This window comes from Picosynechococcus sp. NKBG15041c, from assembly GCF_055380235.1.
In genome coordinates, this window is the sequence record NZ_AP040363.1 from 1,030,804 (window position 1) to 1,051,538 (window position 20,735).

20 protein-coding genes and 1 tRNA gene are annotated in these 20,735 nt (G+C 49.9%); 13 read left to right on the plus strand and 8 right to left on the minus strand.

The genetic code is table 11. The features are described from left to right. Positions 1 to 22: 22 nt before the first annotated feature. The 3 genes from ACZ45B_RS05080 (at position 23) to ACZ45B_RS05090 (ending at position 3,255) form a co-directional block, all read left to right on the plus strand. A complete protein-coding gene (locus ACZ45B_RS05080) occupies positions 23 to 841 on the plus strand; it encodes a tetratricopeptide repeat protein (RefSeq protein ID WP_024544609.1) in 819 nt (272 codons plus the stop codon). 233 nt (positions 842 to 1,074) lie between these two features. After that, the gene (gene psaD / locus ACZ45B_RS05085; RefSeq protein ID WP_024544608.1) at positions 1,075 to 1,503 is read left to right on the plus strand and encodes a photosystem I reaction center subunit II PsaD; all 429 of its coding nucleotides are present in this window, start codon (positions 1,075 to 1,077) and stop codon (positions 1,501 to 1,503) included. 231 nt (positions 1,504 to 1,734) lie between these two features. Further along, complete coding sequence (locus ACZ45B_RS05090; RefSeq protein WP_024544607.1) at positions 1,735 to 3,255, plus strand: anthranilate synthase component I family protein; 1,521 nt, start codon at positions 1,735 to 1,737, stop codon at positions 3,253 to 3,255. Here ACZ45B_RS05090 and ACZ45B_RS05095 read toward each other — a convergent pair. Continuing rightward, positions 3,252 to 4,061: an MOSC domain-containing protein gene (locus tag ACZ45B_RS05095; RefSeq protein ID WP_029681606.1), complete on the minus strand. Its 810-nt coding sequence runs from the start codon at positions 4,059 to 4,061 to the stop codon at positions 3,252 to 3,254. The two genes, ACZ45B_RS05090 and ACZ45B_RS05095, sit on opposite strands and share 4 nt — an antisense overlap. Before the next feature lie 210 nt (positions 4,062 to 4,271). Here ACZ45B_RS05095 and ACZ45B_RS05100 point away from each other — a divergent pair, with 210 nt between their 5' ends. Then, positions 4,272 to 5,597 carry a PhoH family protein gene (locus ACZ45B_RS05100; RefSeq protein ID WP_024544605.1) on the plus strand — a complete coding sequence of 442 codons (1,326 nt, stop codon included), beginning with the start codon at positions 4,272 to 4,274 and terminating at the stop codon, positions 5,595 to 5,597. Positions 5,598 to 5,607: 10 nt separating this feature from the next. Here the strand turns inward: ACZ45B_RS05100 and ACZ45B_RS05105 are convergent, their stop codons facing one another. The 3 genes from ACZ45B_RS05105 to prfB form a co-directional block, all read right to left on the minus strand. Then, on the minus strand, positions 5,608 to 7,074 hold the full coding sequence (locus tag ACZ45B_RS05105) for a TolB-like translocation protein (RefSeq protein WP_024544604.1): 1,467 nt from the start codon (positions 7,072 to 7,074) through the stop codon (positions 5,608 to 5,610). A gap of 79 nt (positions 7,075 to 7,153) precedes the next feature. Further along, complete coding sequence (locus ACZ45B_RS05110; RefSeq protein WP_236612360.1) at positions 7,154 to 8,530, minus strand: hypothetical protein; 1,377 nt, start codon at positions 8,528 to 8,530, stop codon at positions 7,154 to 7,156. Between the two features lie 123 nt (positions 8,531 to 8,653). Beyond that, a protein-coding gene (gene prfB / locus ACZ45B_RS05115) for a peptide chain release factor 2 (RefSeq protein ID WP_096418966.1) occupies positions 8,654 to 9,773 on the minus strand; the annotation gives its coding sequence in 2 pieces (ribosomal slippage) (positions 8,654 to 9,700 and positions 9,702 to 9,773; 1,119 coding nt in all). A 339-nt stretch (positions 9,774 to 10,112) separates the two neighbouring features. On the opposite strand from prfB, the gene ACZ45B_RS05120 reads away from it, so the two are divergent. The 6 genes from ACZ45B_RS05120 to ACZ45B_RS05145 all read left to right on the plus strand — a co-directional run bounded on the left by ACZ45B_RS05120 (position 10,113) and on the right by ACZ45B_RS05145 (position 13,887). Beyond that, entirely contained in the window at positions 10,113 to 11,057 is a 945-nt protein-coding gene (locus ACZ45B_RS05120) for a PRC-barrel domain-containing protein (RefSeq protein ID WP_024544601.1), read from the plus strand. A gap of 228 nt (positions 11,058 to 11,285) precedes the next feature. Continuing rightward, the gene (locus tag ACZ45B_RS05125; protein WP_038027707.1) at positions 11,286 to 11,423 is read left to right on the plus strand and encodes a chlorophyll a/b-binding protein; all 138 of its coding nucleotides are present in this window, start codon (positions 11,286 to 11,288) and stop codon (positions 11,421 to 11,423) included. Positions 11,424 to 11,570: 147 nt separating this feature from the next. Further along, complete coding sequence (locus ACZ45B_RS05130) at positions 11,571 to 11,789, plus strand: hypothetical protein (protein WP_158505967.1); 219 nt, start codon at positions 11,571 to 11,573, stop codon at positions 11,787 to 11,789. Positions 11,790 to 12,035: 246 nt separating this feature from the next. Beyond that, entirely contained in the window at positions 12,036 to 12,374 is a 339-nt protein-coding gene (locus ACZ45B_RS05135) for a hypothetical protein (protein ID WP_024544599.1), read from the plus strand. A gap of 165 nt (positions 12,375 to 12,539) precedes the next feature. After that, entirely contained in the window at positions 12,540 to 13,742 is a 1,203-nt protein-coding gene (locus ACZ45B_RS05140) for a glycosyltransferase (protein ID WP_024544598.1), read from the plus strand. A 72-nt stretch (positions 13,743 to 13,814) separates the two neighbouring features. Further along, positions 13,815 to 13,887: transfer RNA gene (locus tag ACZ45B_RS05145), tRNA-Thr, on the plus strand. Between the two features lie 147 nt (positions 13,888 to 14,034). Here the strand turns inward: ACZ45B_RS05145 and psaJ are convergent. Both psaJ and ACZ45B_RS05155 read right to left on the minus strand, forming a co-directional pair. Beyond that, positions 14,035 to 14,148, minus strand: a complete 114-nt coding sequence (psaJ, locus tag ACZ45B_RS05150; RefSeq protein ID WP_012306636.1) for a photosystem I reaction center subunit IX — start codon at positions 14,146 to 14,148, stop codon at positions 14,035 to 14,037. A 45-nt stretch (positions 14,149 to 14,193) separates the two neighbouring features. Then, positions 14,194 to 14,703: a photosystem I reaction center subunit III gene (locus ACZ45B_RS05155; RefSeq protein ID WP_024544597.1), complete on the minus strand. Its 510-nt coding sequence runs from the start codon at positions 14,701 to 14,703 to the stop codon at positions 14,194 to 14,196. A 155-nt stretch (positions 14,704 to 14,858) separates the two neighbouring features. Between ACZ45B_RS05155 and tsaD the strand changes: the two genes are divergently transcribed. Next, positions 14,859 to 15,899 carry a tRNA (adenosine(37)-N6)-threonylcarbamoyltransferase complex transferase subunit TsaD gene (tsaD, locus tag ACZ45B_RS05160; protein WP_029681602.1) on the plus strand — a complete coding sequence of 347 codons (1,041 nt, stop codon included), beginning with the start codon at positions 14,859 to 14,861 and terminating at the stop codon, positions 15,897 to 15,899. 18 nt (positions 15,900 to 15,917) lie between these two features. Here tsaD and purU read toward each other — a convergent pair whose 3' ends face one another. Further along, positions 15,918 to 16,766, minus strand: coding sequence for a formyltetrahydrofolate deformylase (purU, locus tag ACZ45B_RS05165; protein WP_024544596.1), 849 nt, complete (start codon positions 16,764 to 16,766; stop codon positions 15,918 to 15,920). Positions 16,767 to 16,865: 99 nt separating this feature from the next. Between purU and ACZ45B_RS05170 the strand changes: the two genes are divergently transcribed. Both ACZ45B_RS05170 and ACZ45B_RS05175 read left to right on the plus strand, forming a co-directional pair. Beyond that, a complete protein-coding gene (locus tag ACZ45B_RS05170; RefSeq protein WP_024544595.1) occupies positions 16,866 to 18,314 on the plus strand; it encodes a RecQ family ATP-dependent DNA helicase in 1,449 nt (482 codons plus the stop codon). 33 nt (positions 18,315 to 18,347) lie between these two features. Then, positions 18,348 to 19,028, plus strand: coding sequence for a potassium channel family protein (locus ACZ45B_RS05175; protein ID WP_024544594.1), 681 nt, complete (start codon positions 18,348 to 18,350; stop codon positions 19,026 to 19,028). On the opposite strand, the gene ACZ45B_RS05180 is transcribed toward ACZ45B_RS05175, so the two are convergent. After that, positions 19,025 to 20,647: a cation:proton antiporter gene (locus tag ACZ45B_RS05180; protein ID WP_024544593.1), complete on the minus strand. Its 1,623-nt coding sequence runs from the start codon at positions 20,645 to 20,647 to the stop codon at positions 19,025 to 19,027. The two genes, ACZ45B_RS05175 and ACZ45B_RS05180, sit on opposite strands and share 4 nt — an antisense overlap. Positions 20,648 to 20,735: the final 88 nt, after the last annotated feature.

Consider the following 20,735-nt stretch of genomic DNA (forward strand, 5'->3'; position numbering starts at 1 on the left):
CAGTAATGTCAAGAGTGTCAAAATGGCGGAAAGTGTAGTTGTCAATCGGGAAAATTTTGCCACGGCAGTGCTGGCGGCGTCCCAGGAAAAACCAGTCTTAGTGGATTTTTTTGCTACCTGGTGCGGCCCCTGCCAAATCTTAAAACCTCTCCTGCAGAAATTACTCCAGGAATATGATTTCACCTTGGCCCTGGTAGACATTGATCAAAATCCAGAGCTAGCGCATGAATATGGTGTCGAAGGGGTGCCTGATGTACGCGTTGTCACCCAAGGGAAGGTGATTCCGGGGTTTGTGGGGGTGATCGCCGAAGCGCAGATCCGGGAAATTCTCGAAAATCTCGGGGTGCCATCTAGTCTCGACGGGGCGATCGCCCAGCTTAAAGACCTACAAACCGCCGGAGAGTTAGCCCAGGCCAAGACCTACCTGGATGAACTATTTTCCGCTTATCCAAAGCACCCAAAGGTAATCCTTGCCGCTGCCGAATTTCTTCTCCATTGCCAGAAACCAGAGGAAGCCAGCCGGTTACTGAATACAATTCCCCCAGACCAAGCTGACTACCAGGCGATCGCCGAGCAGCTGCGGGGCAAACTTTTCTTCCAGGGCATCGGTCAAATCGAACCCAGCAGCGATCTGGACCGAAAATACATCAGAGCCGCCCAACTGGCCCTCGCCGAAAACTACGAAGAAGCCCTGTTGATTTTCCTAGAAATCGTCGCGGGCGATCGTCGCTACCAGGACGATGGGGGGCGCAAAGCGATGGTGGCAATTTTCAACCTCCTGGGCTCTACCCATCCCCTCACCCAGAAATTCCAAAAACAATTAATGCAAACCCTCTATTAACCGCAGATTTACCAGAAATCAAGGCATTTTCAACAAGGCTAATAGCAATTCCCCAAAGCTTTTTTACACCACACCAGCCCCCAATCAACAATCCCCAAAAGATGGAAAAATTCGTTACTAGCAACCCAGATCAGCCGGAAATAACTGTTACAGTTCTTGACACTTGATCTATGGCGTAGGGGTCTGGTGATAGCATTTGCGAAACACCCTTTATTTAATAAAGATTTTTGAGCATGTCTAACGAGCTTACTGGAAAAACACCGAAATTCGGTGGCAGCACGGGTGGTCTTCTCGCCGCTGCAGAACGGGAGGAGAAATACGCCATTACCTGGTCCAGTGCGAAGGAACAAGCCTTTGAACTGCCCACCGGTGGTGCTGCAATCATGAACGAAGGCGACAACTTGATGTACTTTGCCCGCAAGGAGCAGTGCCTCGCCCTCGGTACTCAGCTAAAAACTAAATTTAAGCCCAAGATCACCGACTATAAGATCTATCGTATTTTCCCCTCTGGTGAAACTCAGTTCCTCTATCCCCTCGATGGTGTTCCCTCCGAGAAGGTAAATGAAGGTCGTGAGTATCACGGTAAAGTTGACCGCAATATCGGTAAAAACCCCGAGCCAGCAACCCTGAAATTTTCTGGCGTAGCTCCCTACGAAGCTTAGGTCTTCTCTTCAACAGAGATTAGGCGGAAGTTCAAACAGTTTAGGTTTCGTGATTTCTAGACTTTCTCGGCCAGTGGCGATCGCCCAGCCCCATGAAGAAAGTCTGTTATGATGAAAAGCTGAACAAATGGCTTCCGCTTCTTTGTGTCTAGTCACGTCTCAGTTTTAGTTATTTCGTTTCTATTCACCGTCTCGGCGGCCCCATAACCCCAAGCGACCGACGCATTTCCTATGATTTTTCCTGATTTCGAGCAGTTTCGGCATCTCAGTCAACAGGGTAATTTTATTCCGGTCTATCAGGAGTGGGTGGCGGATCTCGAAACGCCAGTGTCGGCTTGGTATAAGGTTTGTGCAGACCAGCCCTACAATTTTCTATTGGAATCTGTCGAGGGGGGCGAAAATGTTGGCCGCTACAGCTTCCTGGGCTGTGACCCCGTTTGGATCTTAGAAAATCAAGGCGATCGCACGGTGCAGAAATTTCGCACGGGTGATCTCAAAGAATTTACGGGCAACCCCTTCGATGTGTTGACCCAATGTTTAGCCACCATTAAACCTGTCCAACTGCCGGAACTACCACCGGGTATTGGGGGACTCTTTGGCATGTGGGGCTATGAGTTGATGCGCTGGATTGAACCCCGTGTGCCCGTCTATGACCGCGCCAGCGAGGATTTACCCGATGGCCTCTGGATGCAGATCGATAGCCTGATTATTTTCGACCAGGTGAAGCGGAAAATTTGGGCGATCACCTACGCCGATCTGCGTGACCCAGCCCTTTCCTTAGAAGATGTCTATCAAAATGCTTGCGATCGCGTCACCAAGTTAGTCCTCAAGCTCAAATTGCCTTTACCAGTGGCGGCGAAACCCTTGGAATGGCTGGCAAATCCCGAAGGCGAATCCCTCAAGTATGAAAGCAATACCCCCAAGGATTTATTCTGCCAGAACGTTAACAAGGCGAAGGAATACATCAAGGCTGGGGACATTTTTCAGGTCGTTTTATCCCAGCGCCTCCAAACCAGCTACGAAGGGCACCCCTTCGATCTATACCGTTCCCTACGGTTGATCAACCCTTCTCCTTACATGTCTTTTTATAATTTTGGCGATTGGCAACTGATCGGCTCTAGCCCCGAAATTATGGTCAAGGCCGAACAAACCCCAGAAGGGAAACTCCAGGCAGTATTACGGCCGATCGCCGGCACCAGACGCCGGGGAAAAACCCCCGCTGAAGACTTAGCCCTCGAAAAAGACCTCCTCGCCGATCCCAAAGAAATTGCGGAACACGTGATGCTAGTGGATCTAGGCCGTAATGACCTGGGCCGGGTCTGTGAAAAAGGCTCCGTAACCGTCGGCGATTTGATGGTGATTGAGCGCTACTCCCACGTGATGCATATCGTCAGTAACGTGGTGGGAGAATTGGCCCCTGACCAATCGGCCTGGAATCTACTCCAAGCTTGTTTCCCCGCCGGAACTGTCAGCGGTGCCCCGAAGATTCGCGCTTTGGAAATCATTAACGAACTAGAACCCGAACGGCGCGGCCCCTACTCCGGGGTCTATGGTTACTATGACTTCGAGGGGCAACTGAATACGGCGATCACCATCCGCAGTATGATTGTGCGATCGCAAGGGAATCACCACCAAGTTTCGGTGCAAGCCGGGGCGGGGATTGTCGCCGATTCTGACCCCGAACGGGAATACCAAGAAACCCTCGATAAAGCGCGGGGGATGTTAGAAGCGATTCGTTGCCTGAAAGTCTAAGGGTTAATTTCGACGCGATCGCCTATAGAAATCCGGCCTTGCTGGGTGGGCATCAGGTTGATCCCAAACAGAATCCCTTTTTCGGTGCGGCGAAAAGTGCCTAGGGTGCGGAGGGGCTCCTGGGCTGGGTGGCGATCGCCTGTATTTTGGTCGGTGGTGATCACAATGCAGCGCTCACAGGGCTTGGCCATCACCAAGGGAACATCACGAATTTGCAATCTTTGCCAATGGTCTTCCGCAAAGGGAATATCCGTTTTTACCACCAGGTTGGGCCGAAAGCGATTCATCGGCACTGGTGTTCCCAATTTTTCTGAAAGTAAGTCCAAAGAAGCGGTATTGGTCAATAGCACTGGGTAGCCATCGGCAAAGCTCACGGCTTGATTTTTCCAGAGGGCATACTTGGGGTTGAGGGGACGCGGCTGATCAGGGGATTGGCGCACGAGGCGACAGGGGGTTTGCAAAATCTCCGAGAACCACGCCGCTGCTACTGGCCCCTGGTCGATCGCCTGGACTTGATTTCTCCAGATCGTCACGGGGATCAATGGCCCTGGGGCATTACGGCTGAGTTTGAGCGGCGGCCCACCATCAAAGGTAAGACTTAAATACTGATCATCCAGTTGGGGTTTGACCCGGGCCAGTTGGGGATATTGCCGTTGAGTGAGAAATTTCCCCGTAGGATCAACGATCAGCCAATGGCGATCGCCTTGAAATCCTTCATGCTCTACCACAACGCTGTTAAGGGAAATCCCTCCGCAGGATTTTACCGGATAGATAATCAGTTCAGTGACTGTGGCGATCGCAGTCATATAGCTCCGTTGGGTGCAGGGACATTCTGGTTTTTTGAGCCCATTTTTTTAAGCATAGCGCTCAGATCTACAGAAAAAAAATTGTGAAATAACCTGGTTGTCAAAATTATTGATCGCGTTTGAATGCGCACAAATTTTTATTGCAAAACTAACAAGAAGCCCCCAAAAGCAGGACGATAGAATCATAGGCTACCCAGTGGGGCGATCGCCATGAAAAAAATCTTTGTCCTGGATACGAATGTCCTTCTCCATGATCCCCAGGCCATTCTCTCCTTTGCAGATAATGAAGTGGTTTTGCCAATCACAGTAATTGAAGAGTTAGATCGCTTCAAAAAACAAGTCGATTCCATTGGCCGTAATGCCCGTCAAGTCTCCCGGAGCCTCGATGCCCTTAGTCAAGGAAAATCTCTCACCCAAGGTATTGACCTTGATCAAGGGGGGCTGCTCAGGGTGGCCCTATGTAAACCAGAAATCCTCAAAACTCTCCCTCCAGAATTGGCAGGGGCCTCCAGTGATAATGCGATTTTGGCGGTGGCTCTCACGGAACAGGAAAAATGCCAATGTCCAGTGATCTTGGTGAGTAAAGACACAAACCTCCGCATTAAGGCGGGGGTGCTAGGGCTGACCACTGAAGACTATGAAACGGGCAAGGTCAACCTCGATGAATTTTATCCTGGTACGGCGGATATTCTCGTGGACCCAGAACACATCAGCCAATTCTACAAAGACGGTGTCCTCACCCTGACAGAAGACCTTTACCCAAATCAACTGATTACCCTAGGCGATCGCACGAAGCCAGCCCACACCGCCCTAGGGATTTATCGCTATGACCTCAAGCAAGTAGTGGCGATCCAAAAAGCCACCGCCGCCCCAGTGTCCAATATTCAGGCCCGCAACCGAGAACAAAAATTTGCCTTGGAATTACTCCTGCGGGATGACATCCAACTGGTGACCCTGGTGGGGAAAGCTGGTACAGGAAAAACGCTCCTGGCCCTTGCTGCTGGGGTTGCCAAAGTCACCGGAGAAAGGCTTTATACCCAACTGCTCATTTCTCGCCCCATCATCCCCATGGGCAAGGATATTGGTTATCTTCCGGGGGAAATTAAAGAAAAACTCACCCCCTGGATGCAGCCCCTCTACGACAATTTAGATTTGATGTTCCACACCCAAGACAGCCGCAATAAACCGCGCCACTGGCGACGGGGTTATGAGGAATTGATGGAGTTGGGAGTGCTCCAGATTGAACCCCTCACCTACATCCGAGGCCGAACCATTCCCCAGCAGATCTTGATCGTCGATGAAGCTCAAAACCTCACGCCCCACGAAGTTAAAACGATCCTCACTAGGGCCGGCGAAGGGACCAAAATTATCCTGACGGGGGATGTGGAGCAAATTGATAATCCCTACGTGGATGCCTCTAGTAATGGCCTGACCTACGTGGTGGAAAAATTTAAGCAGGAGGCGATCGCCGGTCACATTACCCTAATCAAAGGAGAGCGATCGCCCCTGGCAGAACGGGCTTCCCAGATCCTCTAAGGTGACTTTTTTAGGGCAACCAGTGGGGGTAAACCCCCGCAAAAGGTAAGATTTCCAGTTGGGTTTCCTCTGGGGTCGCCCCAGGAATCAGGAGCCACAGTTGGCCGCCGGCAATCGCTTCCCCGGAGGTTGTTCGGAAGAAGGGTTCCTCTAAGTTGCTTGCATCGGTCACCACTTGACTAAACAGTAAGCCGAGACCATCGGGAGCCATGCTCAGCTCCACATCTTGGAACTGGGTCAATTCAGCCAAGCGGTTTACCTCATTGTTTTCTAGGTTGATTTGGGCAAAATAGGGCTGTTCTTGGTAGTCCTCCCCAGGCATGAGCTCTGTCACAAGGCAATAGAGCTGGGTTTCCCTCGGATTAAAGGTGCAGTCCACTATGGAGCCATCAGTATCTAACACCTTTTGCTCCCGGTCGCGGTTGTCTACCAGATAAAGTGAGCGCTGGTAGCGCAAATCCAGATTGTCACTGTTGAAGTCCACTAATACCGCGGTGCTGCCGTCTGGAGAAAAAGTCACAATTTGCCCAAAGCGCGGTAAAAAGTCGAGGGGTTCTTCTTGGATATCTTCTAGGGAAAAAATCGCAATGCCTCTTCCCTGGGGGAGGGCAATGGTTTTACCGTCGGGGGCGATCGCAAAATCACCACCCGTTAAACCCAGTGGTTGGGCCGGCTCCCCTGGGGTAACCACCCAGAGCCCAAAATCTCCCGGATCAGCACGATTGACCCGCTGCACGGCGATCGCCTCCCCATCGGCTGCCAGTTGAAACTGTAAATTTTGGTGAGTGCGATTATCCAGCACCAGCTCTAAATCAGGTGCTTCAGTTTCTTCCCCAAGGCCCGTTTTAACCCGATAGATCTGACTGTCTTGCATCCCTTCCGCTGGGCGCATCCGGTCTACTGCACTAAACAAAATCGCTTCCCCCCGGGGATAGACCTGAAAATCTAAGACCACCAGATTCGCTGGCGTCAAAATGCGTTTTTCATCCCGGGTCCAGTTATACAAAATCAGCCGTCCTTTCTCCTCCTGGGTTTCATCCGTGCCGATATAAGCCAGGGCGCGATCGCGACTTTGAAAGCTTCCTGAAAACGGTTGCATCGTCTTCCCCAGATACCCTGATGCCGCAAACCGTTCTTGAGCTCCTCGCAGCGTTACCTGGTACTCCTGGCCATAGGGAACTGGTTCTAGTAAGGTATAGGCCAATCTTTTCCCGGCCCAACTAAATTTTCCTGGGAGAGGTGGGTCGATCACCAAATTCTCCTCAACCCCTGCCGCATCCATGGGTCGGTCAAAAGTCATGATGAAGGCAACATCTTCTCCGCCGATCCGTTGCCCTTGCCAAGAAAATTCCCGTACCCGAGGCCCAGTATTAATAGGGCAGTCAACCCCACAGACTTGCTCTCCGCCGATGCCCAACCCAATCAGGAGGCTAAAAATTAAAATTAAAACCCAAGCAAGACGATCAATGCTGGTCATGGTACTCAATAAAAATAATCCTAAAATTTCGTAGCAGCAGGGATTGCCTGCCAGGATAAGCCAGAGAAAGCGTTAGAAGCTAAGGAATCCATTGGGGTTGATAGCCTGGCATTAGAGATTCCGGGGGGACTGGTTGTAGCGCCGCATCATTGCTTAGTTCTGGCAGAGCCAAGATCCAAAGACGTCCTCCTTCCACAGCCAAACCGTCATTTGTCAAAAGATCGCTGGTAGGCGTTGGCTGCGTCGTCACCACTTGATCAAACAACAGGGCAACTCCATCGGCGGCAACGCTAAGCTTCACATCGCGATAGTTAGGGAGCGCTAAAAGAGCTGTTTCTTCACCGGTATTGAGATTGATCGCACTGAGGAAAGGTTCCTCCGTCACTTGCCCCATGGTTTGATTTTGGTCGATTTTGAGGCAATAAAGGAGTTCTGCGGCTCGGGGTTCAAAGCGGCAATCGACAATTGGCGTCAAAGTCCGAAGAATTTCAGTGGCTTCCCCTTGGGGATTTAAACGATGTAGGGAATAAACGCCGTTCTCTTCTCGCAAGGCGACCTGTTGGCTCTGGTCGGGAGAAAAAGCAAGGAGTTTAGTAAATTCTTCCTTTGTTTGGACTGCGCCACTGTTCCGTCGGAGAGGCACAAGGGATAGCTGCTGGCGTTGGGACACAGCCACAACGTCGCCATTGGGGGCCAGGAGGAATTCATCTGCTAAAACTCCTAGAGCTCTGGGGGTCGCATTTCTTTCGATCGCCCAGAGGCCACGATCGCGGGGGTCTTCACGACTGGTACGTTGAATGATGATGTGATCGCCGTTGTCTGCGAGCTGAAAGGGGCCATTCTGGTAATCTTCGGCGTTCAGGATGGGTTGAATTTGCCCAGCGGGTATTGTTTCAGCTTCTGACCCTTGAAAATTCAAGCCAGTGGTGACGGTATAAAGCTGCTGGTCTCCTAGCTGCGCTTGGGCGTTACCCCGTCGGGGGAGGGCAGAAAAAAGAAGGCGATCGCCATCGGGATACACATCAAAGTTAAGAACAATCAGATCTGCCGGAGTAAGGATGCTTTTTTGCTGTTGCGTGAAGTTATATAAAATCAATCGACCCCGGTCTGTATCTTCTGTACCAATGTAAGCAAAGGCCCGGTCGCGACTTCTAATTCGACTCAAAAATGGCTCAAATGTTGGTCCTTCTATGCTGGATTCAGTCAGTCTTAGCTGGTAGTCCTGGCCATAGATTGGCTGTTCATCAAGGGTATAGAAAAAATTTTTCCCAACCCAACTCCATCGTCCCGACAGGGGAGGTTCAATGGTGAAATTTTCTGTGACGACTGCTGGGTCAATGGCTTGGTTAAAAGATAATTGGAGCTGCCGATCTGAGACGCCGATTTGTCGCCCTTCCCAGTTGAAGGCTTTGATATGGGTCAAGGTGCGATCGCCCAAGCCCCATAATGAAACCACGAGGCATGTCAGGCAGAACAGGCAGACTAGGACAATTTGATCAAACCGTTTGAGACGAAAAGTATCCAAAACTAAAGGAGCTGCTAAATTTTGCCACCTTGCATTCTAACTTACGGCCTTTCCCTAAGCAGATTCGCCAACCCAGGTGTCCTGCCGGAGAGAAGCCTCAATAAATGCCTCTAAATCTCCATCCATCACCCCGGCAATATCGGTGGTTTCATGGTTCGTGCGCAAATCCTTCACCATCTGGTAGGGGTGAAATACATAGTTCCGAATTTGGTTGCCCCAAGCAGCCTCGACCATGTCACCACGAATCTCTGCGATTTCCTTGGTCCGCTGTTCCTGGGCAATAATTAGCAGTTTGGCTTTTAGAATTGCGAGGGCTTTTTCTTTGTTCTGTAACTGTGATCGCTCCTGGGTGCAGCGCACGGCTACCCCCGTGGGCAGATGGACAATGCGGACTGCTGTTTCAACTTTATTGACGTTTTGGCCACCCTTGCCCCCTGCCCGGGAAGTGGTGATTTCTAGATCTTTGTCGGGAATATCAACCTTAACCGCCTCATCTCCTAATAGGGGCATCACCTCTACCCCCGCAAAACTGGTTTGCCGTTTGCCATTGGCATTAAATGGGGAAATACGTACCAGGCGATGGGTGCCTTTTTCGTGCTTGAGATAACCAAAGGCATAACGGCCTTCTACTTCTAGGGTGGCCGATTTCAAACCGGCTTCATCTCCCTCAGAAATCTCAGCAAGACGGATTTTATAGCCCTGTTTTTCGCTCCAACGGGTATACATCCGCAGCAACATCTCTGCCCAATCTTGAGCATCTGTCCCTCCGGCCCCGGCATTGATTGTTAGTACCGCCCCGAAGTTGTCGTATTCCCCCGAGAGCATTTGTTGCAGCTCCCAACGGTTCAGTTCTTTTTGGAGCTTAGCCAAGCTGTCTACAGCTTCTGTGAGGAGGGCTGGGTCTTCTGCTTCGGCGAGTAGTTCGGCGATCGCCTGGGCATCTTCAAACTGAGCTTGCCATTGATGATATTGGGCCACAGTCCCTTTGATGTCTGTCAATTCCTGGAGAATCACCTGGGCCGCTTGCTGATCATCCCAGAATTCCGGTTGGGCCGCCTGTTGCTCTAGGTCAAAAATCTTGGCGTCTAAGGTTTTTAGGTCAAAGATAGTCCTGGGTTTTCCCCAGGTGCGCTTGGGTCAATTCGAGGGAGCGTTTCAAATCAGTTAATTCCACCATAGGGCGCGCTGTGTCTTTTACAGATTTACGAAGAATAAAAAGAAGCTTGGGGCATCGATTATAACCAAATTCCTTTGCCAGAAAAAACGCTTGTCTCAAAGTTTGGGATCAATTCGCTAGAATAAAACCATTGGCCCCTCCGGAAAAGTTGTCAAGAATACCCCGAAATGATAGAGTCTGCTGGATAATTGCTATCAGGCAACATTGCATAGTCGAAAGTGCATTTCCCAAACATCATCTCCTGCCTCAAACCTACTGGCGTTATTCTCCAGAGCGCACCCTAGATACTGTTCATTTTTCCTTTTCCACTAACGCATCGCCATTACTGTAGACAACATGAGCATTGATTCTATCCGCCTACGCAATGAATTCATCAATACCCAGGTGATCACCCAAAATCGGGGCACTCGCCTGGGCGTCGTCAAGGATGTATTAGTGGACATCGATCGCCGCGAAGTTGTCTCCCTCGGACTGCGAGATAGCGTTTTTTCCGTCTCGGGCATGCCCAAATACATGTATCTGGAGGCGATTACCAAAACTGGCGATGTCATTCTTGTCAATAATGAAGATGTCCTGGCTGACGTGGATGTTGAGGCTTACAGCCCCTTGATCAATAGTGAGGTCATCACCGAAGCAGGAGAACCCCTAGGGCGCGTACGGGACTTTCAATTTGATCTAGAAACGGGCGTTGTCTCCTCGATTATTATTGCTTCCATTGGTTTGCCCCAAATTCCAGAGCAGGTAATCAGCACCTATGAGCTGCCCATTGAAGAAGTAATTAGCAGCGGCCCCAATCGCCTGATTGTTTTTGAGGGGGCTGAAGAACGCCTCAGTCAAATCACCGTTGGCCTCCTGGAGCGTCTAGGCATCGGCCGTCCTCCCTGGGAGCGGGAACAGGAAGATCTTTACTACGCACCAACTGCTCGCCCAGAAAATCAACTGGGCACTGGTGTGCCGCTCCAGCAACCTATTTCCCGCCCCGTAGAAGCCCGTCAACCCCTTAACAACTGGGAGGACGAATGGGAAGAAGAGGCGATCGCCCCGCCCCCACCCCAGCGACAACAGGCCAGAGCCATGCGCTACGACGAATATGACGAAGGGAGTAACTGGGGAGACGACGGCAGCTACGGTTATGAAGAGCCTGCCCAAGGTTATGGCGAAGATGTCGCCGGGGATGTTTGGGATGATGACAGTCGTGATGAGCCGCCCTACCAGCCCCCAGCAGTAAACATTCCTGAAAAGAAAAAAGAATATGAATACGAAGAAGACGCTGGGTATTAACCTCCCATAACCAACCCCGTAAATCCTTGAAAGGCCGTAGCTAGAGCTGCTACGGCCTTTTTATTGGACTAGAGATTTCCCTCTAGGACTCTCTTTTAATAACTTTTTCTTATCAAGAATAGAACTTAAACTCAACAATTAACCCCCAAGAGCTATGGCGGATTTACGTAACAGTTTGTTAAGCTAACAACAGCAAGCATTTTTACTTTCTTCACATAGGTACTCACCATGGACGACAAAAAATTCGGTTTCACTGCATCTGCCGAAAACCTCAATGGCCGCATGGCAATGATTGGTTTTGTCGCAGCGATCATTCTTGAAGTTGCCACCGGTCAAGGTGTACTCCACTTCTTCGGCCTTCTCTAAAATTTTCAACTAACCTCTTCAATTTTCATTGTCAATCTCCAAGGGCTGGGTACTATCAAATAGTATTCGGCTTTTTTATTAGCGGTTGAATCACAACTTGTTATGTGGCGCGCTTTTTGTTTGAGTGTCTTAATTTGTTTCAATCTTTTGGTTTTACCAGTCTATGGGGAAACTTGTCGCACCTATGAAAACCAAGAAATTTGCTTAATCTCCCTCAAGCGCAGTGCTAAATACTATTGGGAATATCGGGCTGTATTACGGATAGATGGCAAAAAATTACCAATGAAAAAGTTTGACTGTCTCCATGATTTAGCCTTGGCGAACAATCAACGAAAATTTGTTTGTAGCCTCGTATCTAAGCTCTAACTTTGGCATGAACCAAGGAACTTTGAGATCTTGAATGGGATTCATTTTATGAAATTTTTGAGGCTACTCCTACGAAACATTTCATACTATTGATAGATATTGAGATCTTACATTTGATGGATGATAATTTGGCTATGTAATTGCTATTGTGTATGCATAGATTAATTCTTGGCATTTCGCTTGGTTAAAAAAATCAAGGCACGTTTAGAGTTTAATCTTTGTTGCAAAAAAGGAGGTATTTTCTAAATGAATACCGAGAGCATTACAGTTCCCCAAACCCTTAACCAACAAGGGATGAGTAGTGGTGAAGAACTCATTCCGGCAGAGGTTGCTGCTAGGCAGTCACGGGAAGGAGAATTTACGCCAGAACCCCAAGAAACTGAGGACTTGAGTATCGACACAACGGCGGGCTATACGGTCAGTGAACAAGGCCTTGTGAATAATTATGCGGTGACGCCAACCGTCTATGAAGAAGGAAAATCCTTAGCGGAAAGGCGGCGAGATTACACCATGTTAGGTATTGTCGCTTTGGTCATTATTGGGTTATTTATCGGCATGGCGATCGCCATTAATTTAACCGTATAAAAATCAAAGTGAGGGTAACCGCGTCAGATTTTTTGAAAAAAATTATTTCGCTAAGGGGGGCAACTCCCTTATTTTTTTGTGCTTTTTGGGGACGGTGACCGGGGGCACTTTCCGGTACAATTTGCCTGAATGTTCTGTTAATTTGAGCCCATACCCTCGACCACCATGAAAGATCGCCTCAGTTTGTGCATGATTGTCAAAAATGAAGCGGATGCTTTGGGGACTTGCCTCAACAGTGTCCGGGATCTGGTGGGGGAAATTGTGATCCTCGATACGGGCTCGACTGATGAAACGGTGGCGATCGCCAAAGAATTGGGGGCAACGGTGGGCCATTTTGAATGGAACCAAGATTTTGCTGCTGCCCGGAACGAAGCGTTGAAACTGGTCACTAAAGATTGGGTACTGGTTTTAGATGCCGATGAAACCCTCAATCCCAAAGTTATCCTTGCCATTGAACAGGCGATCGCCGATCCAGAAACTTTGGTGGTGAACCTATTGCGTTACGAAATTGGGGCGAGCCAATCACCTTATTCCCTGGTATCGCGACTCTTTCGGCGCCATCCAGCTTTGGAATTTACCCGGCCCTACCACGCGATGATCGACGATAGCGTGCAGGCTCTGCTGGAAAAAGAACCCCAATGGCAGATTAAGGAACTCCCCCAGGTGGCTATTTTTCACACCGGCTATCAACGGGAGGCGATCGCCAAACTCGAAAAAAGCACCAGGGCCAAGCTGGCGATGGAAAGCTACTACCAGACCCATCCCAATGACCCCTATGTCTGCAGTAAATTGGGGGGGATTTACCTCGGCGAAGGTCTGCCCAAACAAGCCCTCAAAATCCTTAAACAGGGCTTGAAATATGCCGCCAATACCAGCCCAAATCTCCGCTATGAACTGCACTTTCACCTAGGCAACGCCTTCCGCCAAAATCACGAACCGGATAAGGCGATCAAGCATTACCAACTGGCCAGCGAGCAGCCCCTCCAGGACAAACTCAAAATTGGTGCCTACCATAACCATGGCGCTCTTCTGCAAACCCTAGGTAAGCACAATGAGGCGATCGCCCTCCATCAAACCACCGTCACCATTGACCCGACCTTTGCCGCCGGACATTACAACCTGGGTCTTGCCCACAAAGCCCTCGGTCAGGTGGGCGAAGCGATTACCGCCTATGAAAATTCCCTCAAGTTTAATCCTCTCAACCCCTGGACGCACCAAAATTTGGCAGCTCTCCTGTTCCGCATTGGTCAAACCGCCGAGAGCATGAAATTTTTTAAACAGGCGATCGCCCTCCATGAAACCCAAAATCCCGCCGAAGCCCAACGCCTCAGAATAAAACTTGCCCAACTCACCCACGAAGTCCCCTAAATATTTTTTGAGGCAACCTTTCTTGCGTGAATCCTCCAGGCAAAATGTAGTAAAATACAATCTTGCAAAAGCGCCAACATAGCTCAGCTGGTAGAGCAACGCATTCGTAATGCGTAGGTCGTGGGTTCAAGTCCCATTGTTGGCTTAGTGAACAAAAAATATCCAGGCGATCGCCAGGGCTCTTCAGTTGTCCTGTCGCCTAAAAAATACCCATTAAAAAAGCACCGAGATTAAATCCCAGTGCCCTTCTTTTCTTAACAATTAACGCAAAAATTCCAGTGATATCTTAAACCTAAGGGTGGAATAAAAGATCAGGGAAAAAGCGGTTGAACTCAATCAAAAGCCCTGCTGTAAAAACCATCATCGCGGTTAAAAGAACCGGTGCAGAAGATAAGAACTTATCCATTGATTTACTCCAAAAAGAATGATAAATACTGAAAACGACGAAAACCTAGCGGGGAGAAACGGGCACATCCGCATCCTTTACCACTAGCTCACCGGAAGTAAATTCTTTTAGAGCAGCTAAAGGCCAAGCAAAAGCAGCCAACATCAAGCCAAAGGCGAGGGGCACATTGATGATGATTTCTGCCATTGCCGCGTCTTTTTCTTTACGGACAGCGATCAGATAAGAGCGGCCAGCCCAACCAATCCAACCTGCAATGTAGAGGAAGAGAATGCTCGGGATCAAAAACTCACCAGCGTGATCTAAGCGACCATCGACGATGAGGTGGGGCAAACCTTCAGGGCCACAGAGGGCTTCAGAATAGGCTGCGGCCCGGTTTTGGCCAGAGTTTGGGTCTGCGGTGGTGTTGCGGAAGTTCTTTGCTCTTTGTTTATAAGCGGCGGACTGACTACAGGGCGTCAGGTGAGAAAGAGAATCTGCTTTCACGGGGGAAGCGAAACCCAGCCACAAAGTTAAAGAGAGAGCAAAGGCGCAAACAACAGCTACGAAACGTTGCATAAGTTTGTTTCCTTTTGTTACAAAATAGTAAAGTTTTTTGTACAAAAGATACGCCAATCCATTTGTACTTTGGAAGCAATATTACTGTGACCAGCGTATCGAGTAAAGGCAAAAAAGGTTAAAGTTGTTAACTTAAATCTAAGTTATACCGATATATGAGCATTGTTTTGGCAATCGAAACAAGTTGTGATGAAACTGCCGTTGCAATTGTTAAAAATCGTAAAGTTCTTGGTAATGTGGTTGCCTCCCAAATTGATATTCACCGGGAATTTGGTGGGGTTGTACCGGAGGTGGCATCACGATATCACCTCGAAAGTATCAATGCTTGTATCGACACAGCCCTTGCACAGGCGGGTTTAGGTTGGCATGAAATTGAGGCGATCGCCACCACCTGTGCGCCGGGATTGGTGGGCGCTCTCCTAGTGGGGGCCGCCGCCGGAAAAACCCTGGCCATGGTACACAACAAGCCCTTTATCGCTGTCCATCACTTAGAAGGTCATATTTACGCTAGTTATTTGAGTCAACCGGAGTTGGAGCCGCCTTTTCTTTGTCTCTTGGTTTCGGGGGGACATACAAGCTTCATTGAGGTACGCGGTTGCGGTGAGTATGAGCTGTTGGGGGAAACCCGCGATGATGCCGCCGGGGAGGCCTTTGATAAGGTGGCCCGGTTACTGAAGGTCGGTTATCCCGGTGGCCCGGTGATCGATCGCCTTGCCAAAACAGGAAATCCCCAAGCCTTTAAATTACCCGAAGGAAAAATCTCTCTCCCTGGGGGCGGCTATCATCCCTATGACTGCAGTTTTAGCGGCCTGAAAACAGCGGTTTTGCGCTTGGTGCAGCAGCTCGAAGCGACGGGCCAAGACATTCCGGTGGCCGACATTGCCGCCAGTTTCCAATACACCGTCGCCCAGGCTTTAACAAAACGGGCAGTCCGCTGTGCGGGCGATCGCCAACTGAAAACCATTGTGGTCGGTGGTGGTGTCGCGGCAAACAGTGGCCTCCGGGAGTCATTGACGACAGCCGCCGAAAAAGCCGGGATTCAAGTTTATTTTCCCCCCTTGAAATTTTGTACCGACAACGCCGCGATGATCGCCTGTGCCGCAGCGGAACATTTCGAGAGAGGCGATCGCTCGTCCCTAGATTTACCTGTTGCCTCCCGCTTGCCCATTACCCAGGTGCAGACTTTATATCAGTGAACCTTGGGGAAAAGTTGATTAAGCGAAAACGGCGGTACGGTTACCGTAAACCAAAACGCGGTTTTGCAAATGTAGGCGGACGGCCCGAGACAGGACAATCCGCTCTAAATCTTTCCCTTTGCGAATCAAATCTTTGACATCATCCCGGTGGCTGACCCGCACCACATCCTGTTCGATAATCGGCCCTTCATCGAGATCCTGGGTGACATAGTGGGCCGTTGCGCCAATGATTTTTACGCCCCGCTCGTAGGCCCGGTGGTAGGGTTTCGCCCCCGCAAAGGCAGGCAGAAAAGAATGGTGAATATTGATCACCTGGTTAAATTTCCCCAAAAAATCAGGACTAAGCACCTGCATATATTTAGCGAGGATCACCAGATCGATGTTGTATTCCTTCAGTAGGGCCAGCTGTTTTGCTTCCTGTTCTGCTTTGGTGGCTTTGGTGATCGGGATGTGGTGAAAATCGATGTTGAACTGTTGGGCGATCGCCTCCAGTTCTTGGTGATTACTCATAATCAGAGGGATTTCCGCCTTGAGTTCCTTGGCCTGTTGTCGCCAGAGCAGATCCAAGAGGCAATGGTCCTGTTTCGTCACCCAGATCGCGAGTCGGGGTACTTGGTCAGAAAAATGCAGGCTGTAGGTGGCCCCCAAGGGTTTGGCGATCGCCCCAAAGGCCGGCTCGATCACATCCCGGGGTAGATTGAACCCAGTCAGCTCCCACTCAATGCGCGTTAAAAACAGGCCCACACTAAAATCGGTGTGTTGATCGGCATGGATAATGTTGCCGCCATTGGCATAGATAAAATTGGCGATTTTCGCAACCAGACCTTGTTGATCCGGACAAGACACCAGAAGAGTAGCAGTGGGCATTGCTGTTTATAAAAGTTAAATTATTCGCAAAACTTTAATATTGTAAGGGTTTCAGCTCCAAAATAAAGACCAGTAGCACAATCTCATCCCTTAGAAATCATGATCCAGCCATGGAATCAAGTGCAACAAACTTTCCAGGCCATTTGGGGCTATACAGACTTTCGGCCACCCCAGGATCAAGTTATTCGCAGCTTATTGTCTGGGCAGGATGCCCTGATTGTGATGCCCACTGGCGGGGGGAAATCCATTTGCTTCCAATTACCTGCGCTATTGCAAGCGGGTTTAACCCTCGTCATTTCGCCCCTAGTGGCCCTGATGGAAAATCAAGTGCAGGATCTGCGCGCTAAAGGTCTTCCCGCCCAGGTGCTCCACAGTCAATTGTCAAAGCTGGAGCGGCGGCAAACCCTGACAGCCCTCGAAAAAAAGCAACTGCGGCTCCTGTATCTTTCGCCAGAAACGTTACTCAGCTTGCCAGTGTGGGAACGCCTCATTTGGCCAGATTTACAGATTAACGGCCTGATCCTCGATGAAGCCCATTGTTTGGTGCAGTGGGGCGATACCTTTCGGCCCGCTTATCGTCGTTTGGGGGCTGTGCGCCCTGCCCTGTTAAAGCATAAACCCAAGGGCAGTACCATGGCGATCGCCGCTTTTACGGCCACGGCTGATCCCCAAGCTCAACGGGCGATTTGTCAAACCCTCCAGCTAAAAAGTCCGAAAAAATTTCTCCAGAGCCCCTACCGCCCTAATTTAAACTTGGCCTGTCGCACCATCTGGACACCGAAAGGGAAACGGGATCAGGTACAAAAATTTCTTCGATCCCAGAGCAATCAATCAGGATTGATCTACGTGCGCTCCCGCCAGGATGCGGAAACCCTTGTGACGGAATTACGACAAAATCAACATAAAACAGTCGCTTATCATGCAGGCCTCAGTCCAGGCGATCGCCGCCAACGGGAAAAAGATTGGCTCACGGGGAAACTGCAATTTGTGGTGTGTACCAACGCCTTTGGGATGGGCATCGATAAAGCCGATGTGCGTTGGATCCTCCACTACCATCCCCCCAGTCTGTTGGCGGAATATATCCAAGAAATTGGGCGAGCGGGACGAGACGGGAAAAAGAGTGTAGCCTTGAGTTTGGTCAGTGAAGCCAGTGGTTTGTTTAATCCAGAGGACAAAAATCGGGCCCGTTTCTTTTGGCGAAATCTCCAAAAAACAATTCGTCAAGCGGAAAAGCTCGCCCATAACCTGCCCCCTCAGGGGAATATTGCTGATTTTGATTCTCCCCAAGCCGCCTTAGGTTTGGCGATTCTGCACAGCACAGGCCAACTACACTGGCGAGACCCCTTTACCTATGAACAGCGCTCATCCCCCCATACTCAAACATTTATCCAGCTGAGGACACAACAAGCACAGACGTTCCAGCAAATGCAAAATTTTTGGCCCCATAAAGGCTGTCGCTGGCATTATTTGCTCCAAAGTTTTGGGTTTCCCCAGAAAGCGGGAAATTTTCGTTGTGGCCATTGCGATCGCTGTGAAAAATCTCGATGATCGAAATTAGTGGCATAAGTTCAGGAGAAACCCATGTACGTTCTAATCGGTGGCGCTGGCTTGATGGGGCGCGATCTCGCGAAAACCCTCCAGCGGATGCAGTATACCGTTGCGGTGATTGATACAAACCCTGCCATTTGCCAGGAAGCCCGGGAAAAAATTGGTGTGATGGCCTTTGAAGGAAGTGCCGTTAAAACGAGTGTTTTGATCGAAGCGGGGATCCTTAAAGCCAACGCAGTGATCGCCACCCTCCGAGACGATGCTCTCAACCTGGCCCTGGTGACCCTCTGTAAGCATTATGGCGTCCCCCAAATTATTGTCCGGATGCGCGATCGCGACTTTACTGAACCTTACAAACTGGCCGGGGCGACTCACATTATCAGCACCACAGAATTAGCGATGAATCGGGTGATCAATGCGATCGAATATCCCGAAGTGGATGCGATGATGCACTTTGAACAGGGACAAATTGAAGTCCTGAAGCTTTCCATTCCTGAAAATTGCACCATTGTTAGGCGCAGTATTGCGGAATTGGCCCAGGATCCGCGCTTTCCGGCGGGCACTCTCATTATTGGTTACCAAGCCCATCCCCATGAGGAACTCCACATCCCCAACGGCAATACCCTCCTTGAGGGGGGCTCAACGATCCTGGCAGTGACAAAACCGGAACTCGTCCACCAACTCGTCGATTTCATGGGGTTATGTGGGACTTAATGATCCCGGAGGTTGATAATCTCTTGGTTTAAGGCTTGGATGTAAGGCCGGGCCGTTTCTTCGGTGATCAGTCCCTTGAGGATTGCCCCATTGATCGCACTTTTTTCGGCGAGAAAAAGACGCAGGCGTACCCCATTGAGGTAGGCTTGATTCTCAAATTGGCTTAACCTTTGGCTTAGGCGCTGGTTGTAGAGCCCCCGCAGTTCCTCCTCGGCGTTGGCAATGCGGGCCTGGTAAGTGGCAAACAGTTCCTCATAGAGAAATTTTGGGAGGCTGCCGCTCTGTAATAACTCCTTGAGTTCTTCCTGGGCCGATTTTGCGGCAATCAAGTTCAATTGCAGGGTTTCTAAGCGTTGGCGCACAGGAGAAGGCTTTGCCAGCTGGAGTTTTTTCACGCACCAAGGCAGACTTAACCCCTGGCCAATTAGAGACACCAAAACGGTACTAAACACCAGAGTGACCACCTGCGATCGCCCGGCGAGGGTCAAGGGTAAACCAAGGGCGAGGGCCATAGACAGAGAGCCTTTCACATTCCCGAGAATCAACACATGTTGCCAGCGGAGCGGCAGGGGACGGTCAAAAAACTTCAGCCCCCAGAGCAGCGGATAAATCGAAAAAATTCGCCCCGTTTGGTAGGCCAAAATCGCTAACAGCGCTGCTGGAATACTCTGTAGGAGGGCCTGGGGTTCCACTTCGATGCCCACGAACAGGAAAATAAACGTATTGACCCCAAAACCCGCATATTCCCAAAAATTTAACAGGGTAATCGTCATGGAGCCAGAGCTTTCCCGCAGGGCAACATTACCGATTAGCAGCCCCGCAATCAGCACGGCGATCGCACTGGAAACCCCGAGCAATTGCCCAATTTGGAATGTGCCAAGGGACACTGCCACGGTCAACAAAATATTACTGAGGGGATCATCCAACTGCCGGAACAGGCCAATACAGAGATAGCCTAAACCCAAGCCCAACAGACCGCCCCCCACAAAGGCAATCAGGATTTGTTCAATGCCTTGGCCAACGCTAAAAGAACCCTGTAGATGAATCGTCGTAACAACATTCAGCAAAACCAGGGCAATCCCGTCATTAAATAAACTTTCTCCTTCCACAATGGTGGCCAAGCGTCCCGGCACTGGCACCGTCCGAAAAGCCGCAATGACAGAAACTGTATCGGTGATCGTAAGAATGACTCCCACGGCACAGGCCGTTAGCCAAGCCAAGTCTAAACTGACCTTGAGCAAATAGGCGGTGATCGTGGCAGCCAAGAGAACCCCTGGCCCCGCTAAAAGAGTAATCGGTTTAATGGTGCTGCGTAACCGACTGATATCTGTATTGATCGCGGCCTCAAAGATCAAAATCGGCAGAAATAAATTCAAAATCACATCAGGATTTAAACCAATGGCCTCTGCTAGTAGCTGTCTGGGAATTAACAAACCCGCGAGCACAAGCCCAATCACATAGGGAATCCTCAGCCAGCGAGTCACCAGAGCTACCACCGTCGCGACTAGCAGTAACAAAATCAAGGTATCGACCAGTCCCGTAAAAGCATTATTCGGCAGAGAAACCGCTTGTCCGAACAGGAAGCTATGGCGCACAATAATCAGGCAAGAATCAAGCACAGTAATAAATATCCTTAGGGATAAAAAAGACCGCAATATAGTCATCCTAAGGGAATCGAACGGAAAAATCGGCAGGATTAGGTAGATT